An 18723-nucleotide genomic window follows, 5' to 3' on the forward strand; every position below is an offset into this window, starting at 1 on the left:
GGAGGGTCGTCGCGAAGCGACGGGGTGGGAAGGGCCGGTGATACGGGTGAAGACCTGTGTGGTCTTGCCTTGCCGCCCCCACCCGGTCTCCGCTGCGCTCCGACCACCCTCCCCCGCAGGGGGAGGGAGAGGTTTTGCGTCTTACCGCCTCGGATCCAGCAGAACCCCCGACACCGTCGCCGCCAGGATGCGGGCTGCGAACGGCAGCCGCGCAAGCTTGCCCAGCACATGGTCGCGGACCCAGGGCAGGGCCCGGCCGTCGGCCTGGTAGAAGGGGGTGAAACCCATCGACAGGCCCTGATAGAGACGCACGTGCCAGCGGCGGATGCGGGCGTAGGCGGTCAGGGCCTCGTCGAGCTCGGTATGGGTCGCCAGCGCTTCGGCCAGAGTGAAGGCGTCGAGGAGGCCCATGTTGACCCCCTGACCCAGCTGCGGGCTGGTCGAATGGGCGGCGTCGCCGACGACGGCGAGACGATCGCCGACAGGCAGGGGCAGGGTGTGGTGGCCGTAGCGGGCCAGGGTCAGGGCCTCGGGATCGGGAATGGTATCCAGCAGGCCGGCGACCTGGGGCCAAAGACCGCGCACCTCAGCCTTCCATCGCTCCATCCCGGCGCGCAGCCAGTGGTCGTGGTCGGCGGACTTCAGGCTCCAGAAGAAGGTAGCGAGGCGATCGGGGCTGTCCGGGCGCGCGCCGACGGGCAGGACGCCGATCATCCGCGAGGCCCCGCGATAGACCTGTTCCAGCGCCGTCGCGTCGAACGGATCGCCGGGCCAGGGCACGGTCGCCCACAGCGCGCCCCACTCGAGCTCGTGACGACGGCCGCCCTGTCGCGCCAGAAGGTCGCGGGCGATGAGCGAGCCGGCACCCGAGGCATCGACGACCAGGTCGAAGGCCGGACCGGTCATGCCGTGGACGTCGGTCAGCCGTCCGTCGGCGGCGGAGGCGATCTCGCGGCGGGTCTCGAAGGCGACGCCCCCGGCGAGGCAGGCGTCGTGGAGGACGTGGAAGATGGCGGCGCGGTGGACACCGAGCGCGTTGACGCCGTCGGGCCGGGGCGACTTCAGGTCCGAGTATTTGACGTCGAGCACGATGCGACGGTGGCGCGCCTCTCGTCCGAACAGGTGGTCCAGCGGCTGACCCAGGGCGGCGACCCGGTCGGTCAGACCGAGGCGATCCAGCACGTGCAGTCCGGTCGGCTGGAGCATGAAGCCCGCGCCGATCGGGCGGGGCGCGTCGAAGCGTTCGTGCACCACGACCCGCCGCCCCTGACGCGCCAGCATCAGGGCGAGGGCCAGACCGGTCGGCCCGGCGCCGACGACGGCGACCGACCGGGCCATTCTAGTTCGGGACCAGTTCGATCAGGTCGAGGTTGGACTCGTTCTGGGGCCAGGGGATGACCAGCCGCCAGCGGGCGTCGTCGACGCGCTCGAGCACGGCGACGATGTCGCGATCGGGACGCTGGCCGTAGGAGTTGGCGGGCGGCTCGGCGGCGAGGGCGACGGAGCCCAGCATGACCATCTGGCGGGCGTCTTCCGGGAACAGCAGGCCCGAGGGGCGCTGGGAGCCGGTGGTCTTGGAGAATTTGAGTCCGCGCGGCGTCTGTTCGATGCGGCACTGGAACCAGCCGTAGATCACGAAGCCGAGGCCGGTCTCGCCGCCCTGGGAGCCCAGTTTGACGGTGCGACAGCGATAGTTTCCGGGCGGAGGCGCGACGCTGTCGCGGGCGGCGTCGGGCGCGATCAGGTCGCCGAGCGAGCGGAGGTCGCCCGAACCGGGCTGGCGCTGCGCCTGTTCCAGAGCCAGTCGCCACGCGGCGTCACGGCGAACATAACGGTCGCGGTCGGTGGCGGTGATGATGCTACGCCAGTCCCGCAGCGCCACCATGCCCGGCCCCGACGGCGGCGGGGGCGGTGGCGGCGTCGAAGCACATCCTGCGACAAAGGGGGCCGCGAGCAGAAGAACGGTCGTAAGGGCGAGGATGCGCATGGCCGCAAGGGGCCTGACGCCTCGTCCGCCGTCAAGCTAGACGATCATCACTGTTCCGATCAGCAGCCGGGCGCTGCGCTGACCGAGGATGATGTTGGTCGCCGACTGCAACTGGGCAGCCAGCCGTTCGATGTTCGGAACGCCGCCGGGCAGGAGGGTGTTGGCCTCGCGCTGGACGAGGATGTTGAACACCGCCCGCATCCGTGGCTGCGACTGTTCGGCGCGCAGTTTCAGGGCGGCGTCGGGCGCATCGACCCCGGTCTCGACCGTCATCACGCCGCGACGGCCGTCGGAGCGGATCGTGGTCGCGGTGATCGTGGGATAGCGGACATAGCCGCCGGCCGAGCCGCCTCCGCCTCCGCCGCCAGACGCAAGGGCGGGTGTGGCGGCGAGCGCGAGCGGGGCGAGAAGAAGGGCGCGACGTTTCATGCCGACCTTTGTGGCACAGGGTCGCTTAAGGTCCGGTTACGCCGCCGCCTCGACCCGCGCGGGCTCCATCGGCCTGAGATCCAGCAGGGCGAACAGCTTCGCGTCCTCGTCCTGTTCGGGGTTGGGCGTGGTCAGCAGCTTGCCGCCGACGAAGATGGAGTTGGCGCCGGCGAGGAAACACAGGGCCTGCATTTCCGGGCTCATCGTCTCGCGCCCGGCCGACAGGCGGACCATGGCGCGGGGGCAGACGAGGCGGGCGACGGCGACCGTGCGGACGAACTCGATCGGATCGATCTGGCCGGTCTTCAGGACCCGCTCGCCCAGCGGCGTTCCCGTGACGGGGACCAGGGCGTTGACGGGCAGGCTGTCGGGATGGACCGGCAGGGTGGCCAGGGCCTGCAGAAGGCCGGCGCGGTCCCGGCGGCTCTCGCCCATGCCGACGATGCCGCCACAGCAGGTCGACAGGCCGGCGTCGCGGACGTGCGCCAGCGTGTCGAGACGATCCTGGTAAGTCCGGGTCGTGACCACCTCGGCATAGTAGTCCGGCCCGGTGTCGAGGTTGTGGTTGTAGTAGTCGAGGCCGGCGGCCTTCAGCTGCTTCGCCTGATCGGCGGTCAGCATGCCGAGGGTGGCGCAGGTTTCCAGACCCAGCGCCTTCACGCCCGAGATCATGGCGGCCAGTTTCGGCGTGTCGCGATCCTTCAGCTCACGCCAGGCCGCGCCCATGCAGAAGCGCGACGCGCCCCCCGCCCTGGCTTCCATGGCCTCGGCGAGGACGGCGGTGGTGTCCATCAGCTTCTCGGCCTTCAGGCCTGTGTCGAAACTGGCCGATTGTGAGCAGTAGCCGCAGTTCTCGGCGCAGCCGCCGGTCTTGATCGACAGCAGCTGGGACTTCTGCACCTCCGACGGATCGAACCAGCGACGGTGAACCGTGGCGGCCTCGAACACCAATTCCATGAACGGACGGGCGAACAGGGCCTCGACCTCGGTCAGGGTCCAGTCGTGGCGGGGGAGGGACAGGTCGGTCATGGCGGGGTGGTGACTCACGTCGAGCGCGGACGCAAGCCCGTCAGATCTCCAGAATCAGCTCGCCGCGTTTGAGATCGATGATCACCGTCTCGAACAGGCCAAGGATGTCGGTGCCCAGCAGCGCCGCCGGGCGGTCGGTCAGGCCCCAGAGGTCGAAGGTATGGAAGTCACCGACGAGGACTGGGACATACTGAAGGCCGATGCCTGCGAAATGCAGGTTGCGCAGCTGCATCGGGCGGGCCTCAACGCTCAGCCCCGTTGGAGAGGAGAGCGTCCGGCTGGTCGAACCGTCGTCGAGAACGATCGGCGAGGCGCGCGCCGCGCGGGCGAAGGCCGTGTTGATGATGGTGACCTCGGCGCCGGTGTCGATGATGGCCTTGGCCTGGGCCGTGCGGGAGCGGGCGTCGATCATCAGGAGACCCTGAAGCCGCTCCTCGGCCGGGGTCTGGAAACGGGCGGTCGGTCGTCGTGGGTCAAGGATGCTGTCGCCCACGCGGCGTGAGCGGCTGATCGCGGCCAGGGCCACGCCCCGAAAGTTCAGCAACAGCCGGTGCTCCGCCAGCAGGTCGCGCCCGATCAGGCCGTCGGCGCCGATGAGGCCTGCTCGGGGCGCGAGGGCGAACCGGACAGTCCCGGCGTTCAGGTCTCCCGACCGGACGTTGCGCGCGCGGACCGTCTCGACGATCTCGCGCGCGATCAGGGTGTGCATGCCGACCGGTCCGGCCGATGGCAGGGCGAGTCGCGTCGAAAGGTCGTCGGCGATCACGGAAGCATTGGCCGCGCTGTCGACGGCGAAGTCGAACGGACCCTGGCCATCGATAAAGACGGGGATCGACAACCGCCCGCCGCGCAACCGCTCGGCGCTGTCCACGGTCGGACCGTTCTGCGACCGGTCGAACCCGGGCAGGAGGAGGGCGGAAGCCGCGGCGATGACGGCGCGGCGGGGGAGCGTCGCGCGGTCTCTAAAGGCCCTCGTCATGGCGATAGATCCGCCCGTCGCGCATGACGAAGCCGACCGATTTCAGCACGGTCACGTCCGTCAGCGGATCCCCCTCGACCGCGATCAGGTCGGCGCGCTTGCCGGGCTCCAGCGATCCGACCTCGGTGGCCAGACCCAGCAGGTCGGCGGCGTTGACGGTGGCGGCCTGGATCGCGGCCATCGGGGTCATGCCGTACTGGACCATCAGCTCGAACTCGTCGGCGTTGCGGCCGTGCAGGGACACGCCGGCGTCGGTGCCGAAGGCGATGCGGACGCCGGCGGGGTAGGCGGCCTGCAGCGACTGGCCGGTGATCGAGATGCGCCACAGGATCTTGGGCAGGACCGAGGGCGGATAGGCGTTGGGATCGGCGGCGAGGCGGGCGCGATAGCCGTTCACCGTCGACAGGGTCGGCACGTAATAGGCCCCCGAACGCAGGAACAGCGGGATGGTGTCCTCGCTCAGGATCGTGCCGTGCTCGATGGAATCCGCGCCCAGACGCAGGGCCATGTCGATGCCGTCGGCCCCGTGGGCGTGGACGGCGACCTTCTTGCCGTACAGATGGGCGGTCTCGATCAGGGCCCGGGCCTCGTCCTCGAACATCTGGGCCCCCAGACCGGCCCCGATACGGCTGTTGACCCCGGCGGTGGTGGCGATCTTGATGACGTCGGCCCCGCGCCCGACCTGGATGCGGACCGCCTCGCGGCAGCTCTCCACGCCGTTGCAGACGTTCTCGGGCGCGCCGATGTCGTGGCGGACGTCATCGGACAGGCCCAGACGCGGGTCCATATGGCCCGAGGTGGTCGAGATCGAGGTGGCGGCGTCGATGATGCGCGGGCCCGCGATCTCGTGCCGGGCCGTGGCGTCGCGCAGGGCCAGGGTTACGCCGTCGCCATCGCCCAGGTTCCGGACCGTGGTGAAGCCCGCCATCAGGGTCTCGCGGGCGTTGCCGGCGGCCTCATAGGCGCGGGCCGGCAGGCTGTCGGTGAAATCGGCGAGCAGACCCGCCTGACCGGCGCGGTCGCTCGTCAGGTGGACATGGCTGTCGATCAGGCCGGGCAGGACGAACCGGTCGCGAAGGTCGACGACGGTGGCGCCGGGGAAGGCCTCGACGCCGACGAAGCCGTCGCGCACCGCCTCGACCTTGCCGTCGCGGATCACCACGGTGGAGGCGCCGCGCGGCGCCTGTCCGGGCCGATCCAGCAGATGACCCGCCTGGACCAGGGTGACGGTGCCGGCGGCGGGAGCGATGGTCCCGTCCTGGGCCGCAGCGAACGTCCCGGTCAGAAGGGCGACGATGGCCCCCGCGATTACAGCCTTCATGAACTCACTCCCCGTTTTGCGGGAGTTTAGGCACGGCAGAACGATAAGGGGAATGGTCGAGACGTCAGCCGACCTTGCGACGCAGCGCCCAGGAGGGTTCGTCAAGCTGCGTCGCCAAGGCCACCGCGACCAAACTCCCGTCATGCTGGTGTTGTTCCACAACGACGGTATCGCCGGGATGGAAAATCCAGGCTTCGTCGTCAGGAACCGGATCCTTCGCCAGCCTGTAGGTTGTCTCGCCGAGACGTTCGGCCATGACTGGCCGCCACACGTCAGTGCCTTCGTCCAGCATGCGGACGAGGACGGTCGCGCGCTCAGTAGATGAAGCCGTCGCCGCCGACATGGATCACGTCTCCAGAGACATCCTCGATCACGACTGATCGACCCGTCTCAGGATGAATATAGCGCGTCGCGGCCTGTCCTGTCTCGTGATTGACGGCCGGGCACCGTTCGCCGCGATCACAGGCCTCTTCGATCTGCCCAAGCGTCCAGCCGCGAGCGGCCATCTGCCTGGCCAACCCGTGCGGTGACTTGACCATCTCGCGCGGCCGTCAGCTCCGGTAGTCGCCGTTGATCTCGATGTAGCCCTTGGTCAGGTCGCAGGTCCAGACGGTGGCCGAGGCGCGGCCCGAGCCGACGTCGACGGTGATGTCGATCTCGGCATTCTTCATATAGGCGCTCATCTTCGCCTCGTCGTAGGTCGGCGAGACCGCGCCGTCGACGGCGGCGACGTGCGGGCCGAAGCGGATGGCGAGGTGGTCGCGGTCGACCGGCTCCTCGGTCTTGCCGACGGCCATAACGACCCGGCCCCAGTTGGCGTCCTCCCCGGCGATGGCGGTCTTGACCAGGGGGCTGTCGGCGATCGACTTGGCCAGTTTGCGGGCCGAGGCAGCGCTGGAGGCGCCGTCCACGGTGATGCGGACGAATTTGGTCGCGCCCTCGCCGTCGCGGACCAGCTGGTGGGCGAGGTCGAGCATGACCTTGTCCAGGGCGGCGGAGAAATCCTTCAGGCGGCGGTCCCCGACCCGGCCGATACGCGGCGCTCCGCTCGCGCCCGTGGCGAACAGCAGGCAGGTGTCGTTGGTTGAGGTGTCGCCGTCGACGGTGACCGAGTTGAACGTCGTGCGGACGTGCAGGCCCAGCAGGGCGCGCAGCACGGTCGGGTGGATGCTGGCATCCGTGACGATGAAGCCCAGCATGGTCGCCATGTCCGGCGCGATCATGCCCGAACCCTTGGCGATCCCGGCGATCCGGACCTTGAAGCCGTCGATCGTCGCCTCGGCGTAGGACCCCTTGGGGAAGGTGTCCGTGGTCATGATGCCGCGACCGGCGGCGGCCCACTGTTCCGTCGGCGGGAGGTCGGAATCGAGCTTCGTCTCGATCTCCGGCAGGCGGGCTGCGATTTTCTTGTCGTCGAGCAGGACGCCGATCACGCCGGTGGAGGCCAGCATCACGTCGCGCTGGCGACAGCCGAAGCGTTTGGCGACCTCCGAGGCCGTGCGGCGGGCGGCGTCGGCCCCGGCCTTGCCGGTGAAGGCATTGGCGCAGCCGGCGTTGACCACCAGGGCCCTGACGTCGAGCCCTCCGCCGGGCGAGTCCAGATGGCGACGGCACCAGTCCACGGGGGCCGAGCCGACCTTGTGGCGGGTGAAAACGCCGGCGCAGGTCGTGCCCCGGGCGAAGCGGAAGACGGTGAGGTCGTCGCGCTCGTGCTTGTAGAAGCCGGCGCGTGCGGTGGTGATCTCGACCCCGCCGACGGGCGGAATGGCCGGGAAGGGCACGGCCAGGGGCGAGATCTTGAGGCCGGGCTTGCCGGGTGCGGCCGGAGCGGGGGTCGGGGTCTGGGGCTGGGTCGCACGCTTGATGGCGGAGGTCAGGGGATCGAAGGCCTTCTCGATGGCGTGTTCGATGGCCTTTCCGGTCGAGCCGGGTTTCTTCGTTTCGCTCACCGGTCGGCGTCTTTCGCTTCGGGTTCCGGGGCCACGACGGGAGCTGTGGCGGGAGCCGGAGCGACCGTTGCCGGAGCCGTCGGGGTCGGGCCGGGCGCCGGAACAGCGGCTGAGGCCGGTTCCTGGGGCGCGCCGCTTTCGGCGGCCAGGAGCACATCGACCCGGGCCTTGCCGCGCAGCTCTTCGAGCAGCTGACGCACGCCTTCATAGGTCAGGTAGCGGACGATCTGGGGTCGGGCCTGATCGAGCGTCGGCGGGCTCTCACGACGGCGATCCTCGATCCGCAGCACGGCCCAGCCGCCTTCGGTCTGGAACGGACCGACGGTCGAGCCCGCGGCGGCATCGCGCAGTGCATTGGCATAGGCCTGGGGCATGACGTCGGCGGTGGAATAGCCGAGGTCGCCACCGGAGAACCGGGTCGCCTCGTCGATGGAGCGTTCCTGGGCCACGGCCTCGAAGCTGGCACCCTGACCCAGGATGCCGATGACGGCGTCGGCCTCGGGCTTTGTCCGGGACAGGATCAGCCGGACGCGGATCTCTTCCGAGGTCCGGGCGAGGCGCAGCTGCTCCTGATAGAGAGTCTGGACGGCCTGGTCGTTGATCCGGCTGTTGACCTCGTTCTCGACCAGCATGTCGCCGAGGATGCGCTCGCGCGTCGCCTGGAGCCGCCGCTCGGCAAGAGGAGAATTGTCCAGGCCCCGGCGCTCGGCCTCGGCGGCGAGGAGTTTCTGGTCAATGACCTCGTCCAGCACGCGGCGGAACAGGTCGCTCGTCACATCCAGCGGTTCGCCCTCGCCGACCAGACCCTGGGCCACCGCCTCGCGTTTGACGTCGGAGGCCCAGATCGTCTGATCCTGCACCTCGGCCACCGCCCGGTCGCCCGGTTCGGGCGCGCGATCGTCGCCCCCGCCGCGCCCGCAGGCGGCCACGGCGAGGGCCAGAGCGAGGCTGAGGAAAACCAAAGGGTTGCGTGAATGTCGCATCGGACGCTCCGTCCCGTTCGAAGGGGTCCAAACGCCGGGCTGCAAAGCCCCTCGCGTTGACAGGGGTAGGGTCGGTGCTTAAGTCCCGCCTGCGCCCAAGTCGAGGGGTTTTCGATCGTATGCGCGGCGTGTTTCGCCGCCTCGCCCGGCAGCCTCTCTCGCGGCGTCTCACCGCCGCCCCCTACGGGCAATTCCAGAGCTCTAGACCGCTCGACCGCCACCGGATCGCCCATGCTCGGCTTTGCCAAGAAACTCTTCGGCTCCTCCAACGACCGCAAGGTCAAGGACTTCATGAGCCGGGTCCAGAAGATCAACGATCTGGAGCCCAGGTTCGCCGCCCTGTCGGACGACGAACTGCGGATGATGACGCAGACCTTCAAGGATCGGGTCGCCGCCGGCGAAACGCTCGACAAGCTCCTGAACGAGGCCTTCGCCGTCGCGCGTGAGGCCTCCAAGCGGGTCCTGGGACAGCGCCAGTACGACGTGCAGCTGACCGGTGGTATGATCCTGCACGACGGCGGCATCGCCGAGATGCGCACGGGCGAAGGCAAGACCCTGGTCGCCGTGGCACCGGTGTATCTGAACGCGCTTGAGGGCAAGGGCGTCCACGTCATCACCGTCAATGACTATCTGGCCCGCCGCGATGCCGAGTGGATGGGTCGGGTCTATCGCTTTCTGGGCCTTGAAGTGGGCGTCATCGTCAACGGCCTGTCCTCGGGCCAGCGCCAGGCGTCCTACGCCGCCGACATCACCTACGGCACCAATAACGAGTTCGGCTTCGACTATCTGCGCGACAACCTGGTCTATGACCGCAAGGAGATGGTGCAGCGTCCGCACAACTTCGCCATCGTCGACGAGGTCGACTCCATCCTGATCGACGAGGCGCGCACGCCCCTGATCATCTCGGGCCCGACCGAGGACCGGTCGGATCTCTACAAGATCTGCGACGCCCTGATCAAAGAACTGATCAAGGACACCTCGACGTTCGACCTCGACGAGAAGCAGCGACAGGCCCTGCTCACCGAAGAGGGCTCCGAACAGGTCGAACAACTGCTGGAGGCCGGCGGTCATTTCGCCGAGGACACGACGGGCCTCTACGATGCGGCCAACATCAGCCTGGTGCACCACGTCAACCAGGCCCTGCGCGCCAACACCCTGTACCAGAAGGACAAGGACTACATCATCAAGGGCGGCGAGATCGTCCTGATCGATGAGTTCACCGGCCGCATGATGACCGGACGCCGCCTGTCCGAAGGCCTCCATCAGGCCATCGAGGCCAAGGAGGACGTCAAGATCATGCCCGAGAACCAGACCCTGGCCTCGGTGACGATCCAGAACTATTTCCGCCTCTACGAGAAGCTGTCCGGCATGACCGGCACGGCCGCGACCGAGGCCCAGGAATTCCTCGACATCTACAAGATGGACGTCCTGGAGGTGCCGACCAACCGTCCCGTCCTGCGCATCGACTATGACGACGAGGTCTACCGGACCTACGCCGAGAAGAACCTCGCCATCGCCAAACAGATCGCAGACTGCCGCGAGCGCGGCCAGCCGATCCTGGTGGGTACCGTCTCGATCGAAAAGTCCGAACAGTTGTCGGCCCTGCTCGACACCTATGAGCACAAGGTCGAGGTGTCGCGAACCCTGAAGAAGGCCTTCGAGGGCAAGGACAAGGAGGCCGCCAAGCTCGGCGATGCCGCCTACGACATCAAATACGAGACGAAATTCAAGGGCATCCCGCACAATGTCCTGAACGCGCGCCAGCACGAGCAGGAGGCCTTCATCGTGGCCGACGCCGGCCTGCCGGGCGCGGTGACCATCGCTACCAACATGGCCGGTCGCGGCACCGACATCCAGCTCGGCGGCAACCTGGACATGCGGGTCGAGAAATACCGGCTGGACCAGCGCAACCTCGCCATCGAGGTGACACCCGAGATGCTGGCCGTCGAAGAGGCCCGGCTGAAGGCCGACATCGCCGTCCAGAAAAAGATCGCCCTGGACGCCGGCGGCCTGTTCGTCCTCGGCACCGAGCGCCACGAAAGCCGCCGCATCGACAACCAGCTGCGCGGCCGGACCGGTCGTCAGGGCGACCCCGGCACGTCGAAATTCTACCTGTCCTGCGAGGACGACCTGCTGCGCATCTTTGCCGGCGACCGTCTGGACGCGATCATGCGCAGCTTCGGCGTAGCCGAGGGCGAGGCCATCTCGCACCCGTGGCTGAACCGCGCCGTCGAAACCGCACAGAAGCGCGTCGAGACCCGCAACTACGACATCCGCAAGAACCTGCTGAAATACGACGACGTCGTGAACGATCAGCGCAAGGCTGTGTTCGAACAGCGCCAGGAGTTCATGGACTCCGAGGACCTGTCGGAACTGGTGGGCGAGTTCCGCCGCGACGTGGTCATCGACCTCGTCGACCGCTTCATGCCGCCCAAGGCCTATGCCGAACAATGGGACATCGACGGCCTCGACGAGAAGGTGAAGTCGACTCTCGGTCTTGAACTGCCGCTGCACGACTGGGCGGCCGAGGAAGGCGTGTCGAACGAGGAGGTCGAGGAGCGTATCCAGGCGGCCGCCGAAACGCGCACCGCCGATCGCCTGGCCCAGCTGGGTGAGACCCAGACCCGGGGGCTGGAAAAGCAGTTCCTGATGCAGATGATCGACATGCAGTGGCGCGAGCACCTGGTGCATCTGGACCACCTGCGCGGCGTCATCGGCCTGCGCGGCTACGGCCAGCGCGACCCGCTGAACGAGTACAAGACCGAGGCCTTCTCGCTGTTCGAGACCCTGCTGCACGAGCTGCGTCACAATGTGACACGCTGGCTGATGACGGTGGAGTTCCGCTTCGAGGCCCCGCCGCCGATGGAAATGCCCGAGTTCCAGGAGATCCACCTGAACCCCGGCACGGGCGTCAACCAGATGGCCGACCCGTCGTCCCAGAACCCTGAAGGCCAGATGACCGGCGACGCCCGGTCGCGCCTGCCCGTCGAACTGCTGCCGGCCGGCTGGGAGCGCACCCCCCGCAACGCCGACTGCCCCTGTCTTTCGGGCCGCAAGTTCAAACACTGCCACGGGGCGCTGGTCTGACGCCGGCCCTGTGGTAGTCTTTGGCCAGCGAGGACCGCCATGGGCAAGCACGAAACCATTACCGCCGAGATCAGCGACGCGATGGCCGTGACCATCCGGGAGGCCGTTGAAGCCGGGGACTTCTCAGACGCGGCCGAAGTGGTGCGTCACGCCTTGACCGAATGGCGCATTGCCGAACGTATGCCCAAGATCGGGTCCGATGAGCTCCGAGCGATGCTGGAGGACGGATTGGATGGTCCGGGCATACCGATGGACGAGGTGTTCGATGAGCTTGAAGCGAGGCTTAACGCCCTGATATCGGAGCAGGAACGCGACGCTTGAAGGTGCTGTTCTCTGAACAGAGTCGAAGCGACCTCGTCGAGATCGCCTTGGACATAGCCCGCGACAAGCCGCGCCGGGCAAAAACATGCGTCGCTGAGCTGAGGGCAGCCTGTCGCGCGCTCAAGGACAATGCGCATCGGTTTCAGGTTGTGATCAATCAGCCGGCGCCGCTTCGGCGGTTGATCCATGGTCCGCATCTCATCTTCTATTCGCTCCGCTCGGATCATGTCCGGATCGTCCGAATCATTCATGGGGCTCGGTTGATCGAGCCGGAAATGTTCATCTGATCATGACCTACAAACACCTCTTCTCCCGCGCCCTGGCCCTTGATCCGGAGCGGCTGCATTTCGCTGCGCACAGCCATCATCTGTGGCCGGACGCCTCGTTCGACGGACAGGTGCGGGCCTGGGTCGAGGCGAACCATTTCGCCGACCGGAAATGGGATCTGATCTTCGGCGAGGTCGTGCCGGAGTCGCAGAAACACATCGCCAAAGAGCTGGGTCTGTCGGACCCGGAGACGATCGTCTTCGCGCCCAACACCCACGACTTCCTGATCCGCATCTTCTCCGGCCGGGAGACGAAGCCCGTCCGCATTCTGACCACGGACGGGGAGTTCCACGCCTTCCGTCGCCAGGCCGAACGCTGGGAAGAGAGCGGCGACGCCGTCGTCGCGCGCGTGCCGCTGGAGCCGTTCGAGACCTTCGACGCCCGCTTCACGGCGGCGGCCCGGGCCGGCGGGCACGATGTGATCGTGGTCAGCCAGGTCTTCTTCAAGACGGGCCAGGCGATCGGCTGTATCGACGATCTGGCGGCGCTGGCGAAACCCGCTGGACCCTGGGTGATCGTCGACGGCTATCACGGCTTCATGGCCACGCCGACGGACCTGTCGGCGGTGGCGGACAGGATCTTCTACGTCAGCGGCGGCTACAAATATGCCATGACCGGCGAGGGCGCGGGCTTCCTGCATGCGCCGGACGGCTTCTGCGAACGACCGGTGGTCACCGGCTGGTTCGCCGAGTTCGGCAATCTGATGGGGCCGCCCGAGGGCGTTCAGTACCGGGGCGACGCGGGGCGGTTCTGGGGCGCGACCTTCGATTCGACGCCCTTGTATCGTTTCAACGGCGTGCAGCGGATGCTGGAGGAGCAGGGGCTGACCACGGCCGATGTCTCGGCCCACGCCGACCGCCTGCAGGCGCGGTTCGCGCAGGCGCTGGCGGCGGGCGAATGCGGTGCCCTGGGCGAGGCCGAGGTGCTGAACCCGATCATGGGCGACAACCGTCCCCGCGCCCGGTTCCTCGCCCTGAAGCACAGGGACGCCCAGCGCTGGCGCGCCGATCTGCTGGAGGCCAGTGTCGTCACCGACGTGCGCGACGACACGATCCGCTTCGGCTTCGGCCTCTATCAGACCGACGAGGACGTCGAACGTCTGATCGGCGTCTGCAAACGCCTGTTCTGATCTAGAAGAAGGTCGTGTCTTCCGTCTGGCTCGGCTGAGGCGGCGCGGCCGGCGTCGTCGGCGGCCGCGGCTGTGCGGTCGAGGGCGCGGCTCCCGGCTCAACAGGCGGGATCGCCTCACCAGCGGGCGGGATCGGCCCCAGGGTCGGATAGGGCAGGGCTTCGGGCGTGCCGTCGCCGGGGACGGGCGGGGTCGGCGGGATGGCCGGGCCGGGTTCGGCCACGACGGCCGGGGCCACGGCGTCGGGCGCGTTGAAATCATCCCGGATGAAGGCCCAGGACCGGCTGTCGGCGCAGGCGCAGGCCTTCATGAACCCGTCCCGGTCGCGCCAGATCACCAGGGGGTAGCCGGTCGTGGCCCCGGCATCGCGCAGCAGCTCGTTCAGCCGGGTGACGAACTGGCGGCTGGCATCGACCACGGCCGAGCGGGCCAGGTTGCCGTCGGCCGCCGGAATACCGGCCGCAGTCCAGTTGCGCGACGGGGTGGCGGTCCAGCGCTGGTAGAGACTCCAGTCGCGGCTCAGCCACAGCTCGGCGACGGTGGCGCGCTCGGCCGGGGTGGACTGGACCTGTCCCTCGCGATCAGGGCGGGCATAGACGATGACGCGGGCCTCGACGCCGCCGGCGCGCAGCTTCTCTGTCTCCTCGCGCTCGTAGCGCTGGGTGGAGGCGCTGTCGCGATAGCCGATGATGTAGAGGGGTTCGCCCCCGCCGCCGCCCGTGACCCAGGAGGCCTCGTCCAGCAGGCGCTGGATGTCCGCCTGGTTGCGGGTGATCGTGACGGGCTGGAACCGGGCGTAGAAATTCCAGTAGGCCCAGTAGCCTCCACCGGCCAGGGCCAGGCCGATGACCACCGCCAGGGCGGACCAGATCAGAAAGCGACGCATGCGGGGGAGCGCTCCGGCTTCGGCATCTCGGTGAGACCAAGGCTTAACACCGAATTGCGTCGCTTGCTCTATCCCTCCCTGATCCGCGAAGCGGTGGAGGGGCAAGGCCCCGGAAGCCCGATTTGAGGTGAGCCCCCGGTTACGCCGCGATGGCCGGTTCCAACGGCAGCAGTCTGTCGACCACCAGACGGCTCAGCATACGCTCCCCCAGCGGGATGATGGCGTCGACGAACTGGTTGTTGGGGTCGGAGTCCATGGCGGGCGGGGCCTGCAGCAGGCTGGCGGCGAGTTTGAAGGTTTCCTGCACCGCGTCGACCAGAACGCCGGCGATGCGTGCGCCCTCCTCGATGACGACGATGACGTGGCGGCTGGAGGGTTCGGTTCGGCCCAGACCCAGCCGGCAGCGCAGGTCCAGCACCGGCATCACCGTGCCGCGCAGGTTGATGACCCCCAGGATAAAGTCCGGCGTCTGGGGCATCGGCGTGACCGGGGTCCAGCCGCGGATCTCGCGCACGGACCGCACGTCGATACAGTATTCCTGGCCCCCGATCTCGAACGAGATCAGTTCCACTGTTCCACCCGCGTCAGGGTCGGTTCTCACGTCGAGCGCCTGCATGGTCAGAACTCCTCCCAGGTGTCGGCCTTGAGGGCCGCATTGCCGACCGAGGGGGGCGCCGGGCGGGATGGCTTGGCCGCCGGTCGGGCATAGGCCGCGATCCGGGCCTGGGCGGAGTGGACCGGGTTGCCCGGATCGGCACCGGAGATTGCGCCGACCTTGAAGCGCGACACCAGGGCCCCCAGCTCGCCCGCCTCGCCCTTCAGCGAATGGGAGGCGGCGGTCGACTGCTCGACCATGGCCGCGTTCTGCTGGACCATCTGGTCCATGTGGTTGACGGCGGTATTGACCTCGCTGAGGCTGGACGCCTGTTCCTGGGCCGAGGCGCTGATCTCCGAGACCAGGCCGTCGATGACGGCGACCTGGTTCACGATCCGGGTCAGGCTGTCGCCGGTCTCGCCGACCAGGGACACACCCTGGCTGACCTGCTGGCCCGAGGCCGAGATCAGGGTCTTGATCTCCCTGGCCGCTTCCGCCGAGCGCTGGGCCAGGGCCCGGACCTCGGAGGCGACGACGGCGAAGCCTCGGCCGGCGTCGCCGGCGCGGGCCGCCTCGACGCCGGCGTTCAGGGCCAGGAGGTTGGTCTGGAAGGCGATCTCATCGATCACCCCGATGATCTGGCTGATCTCGGTCGAGGATTTCTGGATCTGGCCCATGGCGGCGATGGCGCGCTGGACCACCTCGCCCGAGGTCTCGGCGTCGCCCCGTGCCGAGGCCACGGCCTGGGCGGCCTCCTTCGAGCCCGACGCGGTACGTTTGACGGTCACCGTGATCTGTTCGAGCGCCGCCGCCGTCTCCTCCAGCGACGCCGCCTGCTGTTCCGTGCGCCTGGACAGATCGTCCGAGGCCGAGGCGATCTCCTCCGAACCGGCGCGGATGGTCCCGACGGCTCCCGAGATCGCGCCCATCGCCTGTTCCAGCTGCCCGATCGCGCGGTTGAAATCGTCCTGGAGCTGTTTGTATTCGGCGGTGACCGGCTCAGTCAGGCGGGCACCCAGATCGCCGTCGGCCAGGCGGTTCAGTTCATGGGCCATGCCGGCCACGACCTTCTGCTGCTCCATCCCGGCGGCCTGGAAGGCGGCCTCCATGTCCTTGAGCTTTCGGTCCAGTTCCTGCTGGAATTCGGCGGAAGCGGCTTCCAGACGAACGCGCTCCAGGCCGTTCTCGCGGAAGACGACGGCCGTACGGGCCATGTCGCCGATTTCATCACCCCGATCCGCACCGCCGACATCCGTGTCAAAGGCGCCGGCCGCCAGCGTCTGCGTCTGGCTCGTCAGGCGGGTCAGGGGCCGCGAAATCAGGCCGATGCCGATCCATAGGCCCATGGCCGTCATGGCGATCAGGGTCAGAAGGATGGCAACCACGCTCATCATCACACTGGCTTTCTCGCTGTCATGGGCGGCAATCTCCGCGGCTTCCATTTCGGCGGCCGTATCCTCGATCAGCTTCGTCGCCACCTCCGCCAGTTTCTGGCGAGCCAGCGCAAACCGCCCGTCGGCCAGGGCGAAGGCGGTCGCATCGTCGCCCCGTGCCGCAGCGTCCCGGACCAGGGGGGCGACCGCGACGATCTCGCGCTCGGCCTCCTGGGCCGCCGTCAGATCCGCTGCGTGGCTTTCATCCAGCAGGGCTTCCAGTTCCGGAAGAATGGTGCCGTCGAGGTGGGCGGTGACCTGTTGAAGCTTGGCGAATTCTTCGGCGACGGTAGCCGCATCGGTCGAGGCGACAATCTTGTAGTTCAGCCGCCCGATTTCCTGCTGTGCTGCATTCAACTGGTTGGCGACGAGCCGGGCACGGACCTGATTGGCCAGCAGGCTGGAATAGGCCGAGTCCGTCGCCAGAAGGCGCGTCAGAACAAAACCGCTGATCCCGGAACTGATCAGAATCGTGAGCAAGATGACGCCGACCACCTTGTGGCCGATCCTGAGGTCGGAAGCTCTCATGCAGCGGTCTCCCGTGGCTGGTGGCCGCCCGTCGAGGCCCCCCAGGTTCACGCGCCTGCCTGATTGCCGTCGCGATCACATCCAGCTTCGGGCTAGACATGATAAAACATCGTTTGCTGGCGGATAGGTATTTTCCCTTACCGCACAGCGTTCCTCCGCAGCGAACTGCCGCGCGGCCCCTGACTGATTTCGCGTCAGGCCATCGTCGGAATGACGAACGACGAGTCCGCGTGTTCCAGATCGCTGTCCGGCCAGCGGGCGGTGATGGTCTTGACCTTGGTCCAGAACTTCACGCCCTCCATGCCGTGCTGGTTGGTGTCGCCGAAGGCCGAACGCTTCCAGCCGCCGAAGGTGTGATAGGCGACCGGCACCGGGATCGGGACGTTGATCCCGACCATGCCGACATTGACCCGGGCGGCGAAGTCGCGGGCCGCGCGGCCGTTCTGGGTGAAGATGGCGACCCCGTTGCCGTACTGGTGCTTCGAGGGCAGCGACAGGGCTTCCTCGAAGCTGGCGGCGCGGACGATCTGCAGCACGGGGCCGAAGATCTCCTCCTTGTAGGACTCCATCCCGGGCGTGACGTGGTCGAACAGCGACGGGCCGATGAAATAGCCGCGCTCGTGGCCCTGCAGGCTGAAGCCGCGGCCGTCGACGACCAGTTCGGCCCCGTCCTTGACGCCCTGTTCGATCCAGCCCTCGACCCGGGCCTTGTGCTGGGCCGTGACGACCGGGCCGTAGTGGGCGCCGGCGTCGGTCGAGACACCGACCCGCATGGTCGGGATCTCGGCCACCATCCGCTCGCGCAGTTCGTCGGCGGTCTTCTTGCCGACCGGGACGACGACCGGCAGGGCCATGCAGCGTTCGCCGGCCGAGCCATAGGCGGCGCCGGACAGGTCCTTGATCACCTGGTCCATGTCGGCGTCGGGCAGGACAATACCGTGGTTCTTGGCCCCGCCCATCGCCTGGACCCGCTTATGGTTGGCGGCCCCGACCTGATAGACATAGTGGGCGATGTCGGACGAGCCGACGAAGCTGACGGCATGGACCAGCGGGTGCTCCAGGATGGCGTCGACCGCCGCCTTGTCGCCGTGGACGACGTTCAGCACGCCGGCAGGAGCGCCCGCCTCCATCATCAGCTCGGCCAGACGGACCGGCACCGACGGATCGCGCTCACTGGGCTTGAGGATGAAGGTGTTGCCGACCGCGATGGCCACACCGAACATCCACATCGGGATCATGGCCGGGAAGTTGAACGGGGTGATGCCCGAGACGACGCCGAGCGGCTGGCGCATCGAATAGACGTCGATGCCGGGACCTGCGCCATGGGTGTATTCGCCCTTCAGCGCATGGGGGATGCCGCAGGCGAACTCGATGACCTCGAGGCCCCGCTGGATGTCACCCTTCGAGTCGGCGACGACCTTGCCGTGCTCGGACGACAGCATCTCGGCCAGATCCTGCATATTGGCCTCGACCAGACGCTTGAACTCGAACATCACCCGGGCGCGGCGCTGGGGGTTGGTCGAGGACCAGCCTTCGAAGGCGGCCTGGGCGGACTGGACCGCGCGATCCATCTCCGCGACCGAGGCCAGCTGGACGCGGGCCTGAACCTCACCGGTGTTCGGGTTGAACACATCGGCGAACCGGCCCGAGGCACCGGTGAAGGACGCGCCGTCGATGAAGTGGTTGATGTCGCGCATGGCGGCGGTTCCCTGAAAACAGACTGTTCTTGTTTGCGGGCGG

Annotated in this window: 18 protein-coding genes; 4 read left to right on the forward strand and 14 right to left on the reverse strand. The window is 67.9% G+C overall.

All coding sequences use genetic code 11. The annotated features are described in order from the left end of the window. Positions 1-141: 141 nt before the first annotated feature. From ACW18A_RS16280 to ACW18A_RS16325, 10 genes are all read right to left on the reverse strand, one after another. Positions 142-1338, reverse strand: coding sequence for an FAD-dependent oxidoreductase (locus tag ACW18A_RS16280; protein WP_492022748.1), 1197 nt, complete (start codon positions 1336-1338; stop codon positions 142-144). Between the two features lies 1 nt (position 1339). After that, a complete protein-coding gene (locus ACW18A_RS16285; RefSeq protein ID WP_492022749.1) occupies positions 1340-1885 on the reverse strand; it encodes a DUF4893 domain-containing protein in 546 nt (181 codons plus the stop codon). 138 nt (positions 1886-2023) lie between these two features. Beyond that, a complete protein-coding gene (locus ACW18A_RS16290; protein ID WP_492022750.1) occupies positions 2024-2416 on the reverse strand; it encodes a Tat pathway signal protein in 393 nt (130 codons plus the stop codon). A 36-nt stretch (positions 2417-2452) separates the two neighbouring features. Beyond that, positions 2453-3445: a biotin synthase BioB gene (gene bioB / locus ACW18A_RS16295; protein WP_492022751.1), complete on the reverse strand. Its 993-nt coding sequence runs from the start codon at positions 3443-3445 to the stop codon at positions 2453-2455. A 40-nt stretch (positions 3446-3485) separates the two neighbouring features. Beyond that, complete coding sequence (locus ACW18A_RS16300) at positions 3486-4424, reverse strand: aspartyl protease family protein (protein WP_492022752.1); 939 nt, start codon at positions 4422-4424, stop codon at positions 3486-3488. Continuing rightward, positions 4408-5745: a metal-dependent hydrolase family protein gene (locus ACW18A_RS16305; RefSeq protein ID WP_492022753.1), complete on the reverse strand. Its 1338-nt coding sequence runs from the start codon at positions 5743-5745 to the stop codon at positions 4408-4410. Before ACW18A_RS16305 ends, ACW18A_RS16300 begins: the two co-directional genes overlap by 17 nt. 64 nt (positions 5746-5809) lie before the next feature. After that, a complete protein-coding gene (locus ACW18A_RS16310) occupies positions 5810-6088 on the reverse strand; it encodes a hypothetical protein (RefSeq protein ID WP_492022754.1) in 279 nt (92 codons plus the stop codon). After that, a complete protein-coding gene (locus tag ACW18A_RS16315; RefSeq protein ID WP_492022755.1) occupies positions 6060-6251 on the reverse strand; it encodes a hypothetical protein in 192 nt (63 codons plus the stop codon). Before ACW18A_RS16315 ends, ACW18A_RS16310 begins: the two co-directional genes overlap by 29 nt. Before the next feature lie 45 nt (positions 6252-6296). Next, on the reverse strand, positions 6297-7694 hold the full coding sequence (argJ, locus tag ACW18A_RS16320; protein WP_492022756.1) for a bifunctional glutamate N-acetyltransferase/amino-acid acetyltransferase ArgJ: 1398 nt from the start codon (positions 7692-7694) through the stop codon (positions 6297-6299). Beyond that, on the reverse strand, positions 7691-8677 hold the full coding sequence (locus ACW18A_RS16325) for a peptidyl-prolyl cis-trans isomerase (protein ID WP_492022757.1): 987 nt from the start codon (positions 8675-8677) through the stop codon (positions 7691-7693). Before ACW18A_RS16325 ends, argJ begins: the two co-directional genes overlap by 4 nt. A 231-nt stretch (positions 8678-8908) precedes the next feature. Between ACW18A_RS16325 and secA the strand changes: the two genes are divergently transcribed. From secA to ACW18A_RS16345, 4 genes are read left to right on the forward strand one after another with little or no spacing between them, the layout of a single operon-like run. After that, the gene (secA, locus tag ACW18A_RS16330; RefSeq protein ID WP_492022758.1) at positions 8909-11764 is read left to right on the forward strand and encodes a preprotein translocase subunit SecA; all 2856 of its coding nucleotides are present in this window, start codon (positions 8909-8911) and stop codon (positions 11762-11764) included. Positions 11765-11803: 39 nt separating this feature from the next. Continuing rightward, positions 11804-12085, forward strand: a complete 282-nt coding sequence (locus tag ACW18A_RS16335; protein WP_492022759.1) for a hypothetical protein — start codon at positions 11804-11806, stop codon at positions 12083-12085. Positions 12086-12087: 2 nt separating this feature from the next. Then, complete coding sequence (locus ACW18A_RS16340) at positions 12088-12372, forward strand: type II toxin-antitoxin system RelE/ParE family toxin (RefSeq protein ID WP_492024416.1); 285 nt, start codon at positions 12088-12090, stop codon at positions 12370-12372. 2 nt (positions 12373-12374) lie between these two features. Beyond that, complete coding sequence (locus ACW18A_RS16345) at positions 12375-13541, forward strand: aminotransferase class V-fold PLP-dependent enzyme (RefSeq protein ID WP_492022760.1); 1167 nt, start codon at positions 12375-12377, stop codon at positions 13539-13541. A 1-nt stretch (position 13542) separates the two neighbouring features. Here ACW18A_RS16345 and ACW18A_RS16350 read toward each other — a convergent pair whose 3' ends face one another. The 4 genes from ACW18A_RS16350 to ACW18A_RS16365 form a co-directional block, all read right to left on the reverse strand. Continuing rightward, a complete protein-coding gene (locus ACW18A_RS16350; protein WP_492022761.1) occupies positions 13543-14427 on the reverse strand; it encodes a hypothetical protein in 885 nt (294 codons plus the stop codon). Positions 14428-14566: 139 nt separating this feature from the next. Further along, positions 14567-15043 carry a chemotaxis protein CheW gene (locus tag ACW18A_RS16355; protein WP_492022762.1) on the reverse strand — a complete coding sequence of 159 codons (477 nt, stop codon included), beginning with the start codon at positions 15041-15043 and terminating at the stop codon, positions 14567-14569. A 2-nt stretch (positions 15044-15045) separates the two neighbouring features. Then, entirely contained in the window at positions 15046-16983 is a 1938-nt protein-coding gene (locus tag ACW18A_RS16360) for a methyl-accepting chemotaxis protein (protein ID WP_492022763.1), read from the reverse strand. 194 nt (positions 16984-17177) lie between these two features. After that, positions 17178-18680 (reverse strand): CoA-acylating methylmalonate-semialdehyde dehydrogenase, encoded by a 1503-nt coding sequence (locus ACW18A_RS16365; protein WP_492022764.1) that lies wholly within the window; start codon positions 18678-18680, stop codon positions 17178-17180. Positions 18681-18723: the final 43 nt, after the last annotated feature.

It is taken from the genome of Brevundimonas sp. AVps5 (assembly GCF_058681515.1).